The organism is Methylopila musalis (genome assembly GCF_042679725.1).
GTDB lineage: Bacteria > Pseudomonadota > Alphaproteobacteria > Rhizobiales > Methylopilaceae > Methylopila > Methylopila musalis.
Genome location: NZ_JBHTMX010000231.1, coordinates 1 through 4,180, shown reverse-complemented (window position 1 = coordinate 4,180; position 4,180 = coordinate 1). Strand labels below are relative to the sequence as shown.

The 4,180-nt window shown below is 71.1% G+C and carries 3 protein-coding genes; 1 reads left to right on the top strand and 2 read right to left on the bottom strand.

Annotated elements, in window-relative coordinates; genetic code table 11:
* Together ACFQ4O_RS15730 and ACFQ4O_RS15725 are read right to left on the bottom strand one after the other, a co-directional pair.
* Positions 1-1,401, bottom strand: a 1,401-nt coding sequence (locus tag ACFQ4O_RS15730; protein WP_378777010.1) for a sensor histidine kinase, incomplete at its 3' end; no start/stop codon positions are given.
* Positions 1,398-3,512 carry a two-component system response regulator gene (locus ACFQ4O_RS15725; RefSeq protein ID WP_378777007.1) on the bottom strand — a complete coding sequence of 705 codons (2,115 nt, stop codon included), beginning with the start codon at positions 3,510-3,512 and terminating at the stop codon, positions 1,398-1,400. The genes ACFQ4O_RS15730 and ACFQ4O_RS15725, both read right to left, overlap by 4 nt.
* Before the next feature lie 165 nt (positions 3,513-3,677).
* Here ACFQ4O_RS15725 and ACFQ4O_RS15720 point away from each other — a divergent pair.
* On the top strand, positions 3,678-4,180 hold a 503-nt coding region (locus tag ACFQ4O_RS15720; RefSeq protein ID WP_378777005.1), incomplete at its 3' end, for an NAD(P)/FAD-dependent oxidoreductase.

Below are 4,180 nucleotides of genomic sequence, written 5' to 3'. Positions count from 1 at the left end.
CTCGCGCAGGCCGACCGCCGCCGTCGCCGGCACGCCTTCGCCGTCCAGAGCCTTGGCGAGCGCCTCGGCGCGGGCGGCGTCGGCGCCGAGCGCCACCACGGGCGAGACGGTCTCGGACGCGGGCTCCGCCGCCCGGTCCTCCTCCAGCAGCAGGTCGAACCAGAAGGTCGAGCCCACCTCAGGCTCGCTTTCGAGCCGCAGTTCGCCGCCCTGCATCTCCACCAGCTGCTTGCAGATGGCGAGGCCGAGCCCGGTGCCGCCGAAGCGGTTGATGATGCTGGAGTCGGCCTGCGAGAACGCCTCGAAGATGCGCTTCTGCGCCTCGGGCGCGACGCCGATGCCGCTGTCCGCCACCTGGAAGCGCACGCGCGGCCGGCCGTGCTCCACACCGACGAGATCGGCGCCGATCACCACGCCGCCCGCTTCCGTGAACTTCACGGCGTTGCCGGCGAGGTTGAGCAGCACGTCGCGGATCTGCCGCGCCTCTCCCTTCAGACGGTAGGGCGTGCGCGGGGTGACGCAGAGCGACAGACGGATGTTCTTCTCCCGCGCCTGCGCCGTCAGCATGCCGCGCACCTCCGCCAGCAGCTGGTGCAGGTCGAACCCGGTCACGTGGCTCGGCATGCGGCCGGCCTCGATGCGGCTGAAGTTCAGCAGGTCGTCGATCAGCGCCAGCAGGGAGCGGCCGGCGTCGCCGGCGGTGCGCACCATGTCGCGCTGCTCGTCGTCGAGCCTCGTGTCGCGCAGAAGATCGGTCATGCCGATCACGGCGTTGAGCGGGGTGCGGAGCTCGTGGCTCACGCTCGCCAGGAACAGGCTTTTGGCCTTGCTCGCCTCCTCGGCCGCGATCCGGGCCCGGGACAGCTTCTGGATCAGCGTCGCGGCGTAGGCCGGCAGCGCGATCAGCCCGATCAGCAGGCCGATGGCCAGCGACGGGTTGTCCCGCCAGTAGGGCGTCGCCAGCACCGCGACCGCGAAGCCGACGACCGCGATCGCCGCTCCGTCCCGGAGCGCCCGGAGGCCGAAGCGGAAGCCGTTGCCGAACACGATCCAGAGGTAGAGCGGGTAGAGCACGGCGGTGGCCGCGCCGCCCACATGGAGGGCGGCCGACAGGAAGCCGATGTCGAACAGGCGGGCGAAAGCCTGGCGCCGCGGCGCGGGCGCCGGACGCCATGCGAGATGCGCGGCGATGAGCACGCCGCCGCCCGCATAGGCGGAGGCGAGGATGAGATACTGCCCCCAGGCGGAGGTAAAGGCGCAGTAGCCCACCAGCAGCGCGCCGACCACGAGCCGGTTGAGCGACATCTCGTGCTCGTCGCCCCGGCGCGCGGGCAGGCCCCGCCGGCCTGCGCCGAGCGCGCCCCGCAGGCCGGACAGGCGCTCCGCGAGGATCGTGCTCATGCGGTCTGGGCCACCACCGCTTCGCGCCGGACGAGATCGATGAAGTCGGCGGCGGGCATGGGCCGGCCGAAGTAGAAGCCCTGCACCTCGTCGCAGCCTTCGGCGCGCAGATGCCCCACCTGCGCCGCCGTCTCGACGCCCTCGGCGATGACGTCGAGGTTCAGGCTGTGGCCGAGATTGACGATGGCGCGCACGATCGCGACGTCGTTGCCGTCCTCCCGCAGGTTGTGGATGAACGAGCGGTCGATCTTGAGCCGGTTAACGGGGAAGTTGCGCACATAGGACAGCGACGAATAGCCGGTGCCGAAATCGTCGATGGAGAAGGTCACGCCGTGGGCCTGCAGCGCCCGCAGGCTGTGGACCACCCGCTCGGTGTCGTGCAGCAGGATGCTCTCCGTCAGCTCCAGCTCCAGCCGGCCGGACTCGAGCCCGCTCGCGGCGAGCGCCGCCAGCACCACCTGCTCCACGTTCTGCTTGCGGAACTGGATCGCCGACAGGTTCACCGCCACCCGGAGCGGCGGCAGCCCGTCGCGCGTCCAGGACGCCGCCTCGCGGCAGGCCTCGTTCAGCACCCATTCGCTGATGGGCACAATCAGCCCGCTCTCCTCCGCCTGCGGCAGGAAGTCGGCCGGGGAGACCAGATCGCCGTTGTCCTTGCGCCAGCGCACCAGCGCCTCGGCGCCGACGATCCGGCCGGAGGCGAGATTGACCTGGGGCTGGTAGTGCAACACCAGCTCCTTCTTGGCGAGCGCCCGGCGCATGTCGCTGTCGAGCACGGTGATGGCGCGGGCCTTCTTGTCCATGTCCTCGGCGAAGGCGCGAGTGCCGTCGCGCCCGTCGGACTTGGCGCGGTACATGGCGAGGTCGGCGTTTTTCAGGAGGTCGTCGAAGTCGAAGCCGTGGTCAGGGAACAGCGCGACGCCGATGCTGGCGGAGGTCGAGATCTCGTGGCCGTCCAGCAGGAACGGCACGCTCAGGCTCTCGCGCACCCGCCGGGCCAGATCCATGCCGTCGCCCACGACCGCGACATTGGTCTGCAGGATGGCGAACTCGTCGCCGCCGAGCCGCGCCACCGTGTCGGTCTCGCGGACCGTCGCGACCAGACGCTCGGCGACGGCCTTCAGCAGCCGGTCGCCGATGTGGTGGCCGAGCACGTCGTTGATGCCCTTGAAGCGGTCGAGATCGAACAGCAGCAGGGCGAATTTGGCGCCGCTGCGCCGCGCCTGCGCGATCTCATGCCGCACCCGCTCGTGCAGCAGCGAGCGGTTCGGCAGGTCCGTCAGCGCGTCGTGATGCGCCAGATGGCGCAGGTGGCTTTCCGCCCGTTTGCGGTCGGTGATGTCGAGCGCGGTGGTCAGCACCGCCGTCATGACGCCGGCCGCGTCGCGCAGGGGCGCCTTGGAGGTGAGGAAGTAGCGGCGCTCGCCCGCGCTGGTGATGAACTCCTCCTCGTAGCTCGGCAGAGCGGCCCCGCTCTGGAACACGAGGCGGTCCAGCGCCGCGCTGCGGTCGCCGTGGTGCAGTCCGAACAGCCGCGTGGGCGCGCCGCCGAGAAGCTCCTCGGGCGCGGCGCCCAGAAGGCTCGCGTGATAGGCGTTCACGAAGATGCAGCGGCCGTCCCGGTCCACGGCGCTGATCATGGCCGGCACGGTGTCGATCACCTGCGCCAGACGGTCAGAGCTGTCGCGCAGCTCGCTCTCCAGCGACGAGGCGCGGCGGGCGAGCGCCAGCTGCTGCCGCCGCAGCTTGAGCAGGTTGCGGGCGCGCGTCAGGAACTCGTGGTGATCGACCGGGCTCTGCAGGAAGTCGGTGGCGCCGGCCTCGAGCGCGTTGAGGCGGAAGCTGCGCTCCTCGTAGACGGTGAGCACCACCACCGGCACGTCGCCGCAGCCAGGCAGCGCGCGGAACCGGCGGGTGAACTCCGCCCCGTCGACGCCGGGCATCTTGTAGTCGGTGACGACGAGGTCCGGAGTCACGCTCTCGAAGAAGCCCAGCGCCTCGACCGGGTCTCCAAACGCGCGGACGTCGACACCCGGCTCGATCAGCGCCGCAAGTTTGGCGAAGATGTTCCGGTTGGTGACCCGATCGTCGAGGATGACTACAAGCGCCATATCGGCCCGTGAAGGAAGCGTCGGTCTGTTCGTTCGTGGCGTACTGCGCCGACCTTCTGTGCGAATTGATCGCCCTGCTCTATCAAGCCGGGCTTAAGGAAAAGAGAATCGCAGCCCCCGGAAACGCGCCGACCGGCGGGGCCCGCGCTGGAGACGCCGTCATCCATGTCCGCTGAAGCAACGCCGCCGCCGATCACCGGGGCGCCGGTCTCCGTCATCGGCGCCGGGCCGGCGGGTCTGATGGCGGCCGAACGCCTCGCCGGGCGCGGCTGCGCCGTCACGGTCCACGACCGCATGCCCTCGCCCGCGCGCAAGTTCCTGCTCGCCGGCCGCGGCGGGCTGAACCTCACCCATTCCGAGCCGCTGGAGCGCCTTCTGGAGCTCGAGGGCCCGGCCCGGCCGGCGCTGGAGCCGGCGATCCGCGCCTTTTCGTCCGAACATCTGGTCGACTGGTGCCATGGGCTTGGGATCGAGACCTTCGTGGGCAGCAGCGGCCGCGTGTTTCCGCGCGCGCTGAAGGCCTCGCCGCTGCTGCGCGCCTGGCTGCGCCGGCTGGAGGCGCAGGGCGTGCGCTTCGCCTTGCGCCGGCGCTGGACCGGCTGGACGCCGGACGGCGACCTCGCCTTCGAGGGACCGGCCGGCCTGGAGACGGTCCGCCCCGCGGCGAC

Coding starts and splice junctions, on each gene's coding strand:
- ACFQ4O_RS15725 (WP_378777007.1), bottom strand. CDS start 3,512: ATGGCGCTTGTAGTCATCCTCGACGATCGGGTCACCAACCGGAACATC.